General features: G+C 65.5%; 1 protein-coding gene. It reads right to left on the reverse strand.

From position 1 onward, the window contains the following. A partial coding sequence (locus V6M48_RS07680; RefSeq protein WP_332811947.1) for a TSCPD domain-containing protein occupies nucleotides 1-1509 on the reverse strand: 1509 nt, incomplete at both ends.

The following is a 1509-nucleotide window of genomic DNA, read 5'->3' on the forward strand; positions in this document are numbered from 1 at the left end:
GAGCCGGCAGTCGGCACGATCCGGGCAGGGGCGCCGTCGGAGCCGCCGAAGCCCTTCGGGTCACCGCCGCCGAGCTTGCCGGCGACGATCTTCAGCGAGGTGCCGCGGGTAAGCCCCTTGGAGACGGCGTCGGTTTTGCCCTCCGAAATGCCGCGCCCGAGCGCGGTGTTGGAGAAGTCCGACTGGTCGACATGGGCCAGATCGTGGCGGCCGAGATAGGAGACGGCCAGTTCGCGGAAGATGTAGTCGAGGATCGACGAAGCGCTCTTGATCGCGTCGTTGCCCTGGACGGGACCGGCCGGCTCGAACTTGGTGAAGGTGAAGGCGTGGACATATTCCTCAAGCGGCACGCCGTATTGCAGGCCGAGCGAGATGGCGATGGCGAAGTTGTTGAGAAGGCCGCGCAGCGTCGCGCCCTCCTTGTTCATGTCGATGAAGATCTCGCCGAGGCGGCCGTCGTCATATTCGCCGGTGCGCAGGAAGATCGTGTTGCCGCCGATCTTGGCCTTCTGGGTGTAGCCCTTGCGGCGGCCGGGCAGCTTTTCCTGCTCGCGGCTGACGCGCTCGATGATGCGCTCGACGATGCGCTCGGTGATCTGCACCGCCTGCTGCGCCGCAGGCGCGGCGAGAAGCGTCTCCAGCGCCTCGTCCTCGTCGTCGCTGTCGTCGGCGATCAGCGAGGCGTTGAGCGGCTGGGACAGCTTCGAGCCGTCGCGGTAAAGCGCGTTGGCCTTCAGCGCCAGCTTCCAGGACAGCATGTAGGCCGACTTGCAATCCTCGACGGTCGCTTCGTTGGGCATGTTGATCGTCTTGGAAATGGCGCCCGAGATGAACGGCTGGGCGGCCGCCATCATGCGGATGTGGCTCTCGACGGAGAGATAGCGCTTGCCGACCTTGCCGCAGGGATTGGCGCAGTCGAACACCGGCAGGTGCTCATCCTTGAGGAACGGTGCGCCCTCGAGCGTCATCGCGCCGCAGACATGGATGTTGGCGGCCTCGATCTCCTTCTTGGTGAAGCCGAGCGCCGGCAGCATCTCGAACGAAAAATCGTTCAGCTGCTCGTCGGTGAAGCCGAAGGTCTCCTTCACCCAGTCGGCGCCGAGCGTCCACTGGTTGAAGACGAACTTGATGTCGAAGGCGGAGCCGAGCGCCGCGTTGAGCGCGGCGATCTTCTCGTCGGTGAAGCCTTTTGCCTTGAGCGAGCCGGGGTTGACGCCGGGCGCCTGGTTGAGATTGCCGTGGCCCACCGCATAGGCCTCGATCTCGGCGATCTGGCTCTCGGAATAGCCGAGCGTGCGCAGCGCCTCGGGAACGGCGCGGTTGATGATCTTGAAGTAGCCGCCGCCGGCGAGCTTCTTGAACTTGACCAGCGCGAAGTCGGGCTCGATGCCGGTCGTGTCGCAGTCCATGACGAGACCGATCGTGCCGGTGGGCGCGATGACGGTGGCCTGCGCATTGCGGTAGCCGTGCGTCTCGCCGAGCTCGATGGCGCGGTCCCAGGCGGCCTTG

This window comes from Sphingomonas sp., from assembly GCF_036677245.1.
Lineage (GTDB): Bacteria > Pseudomonadota > Alphaproteobacteria > Sphingomonadales > Sphingomonadaceae > Allosphingosinicella.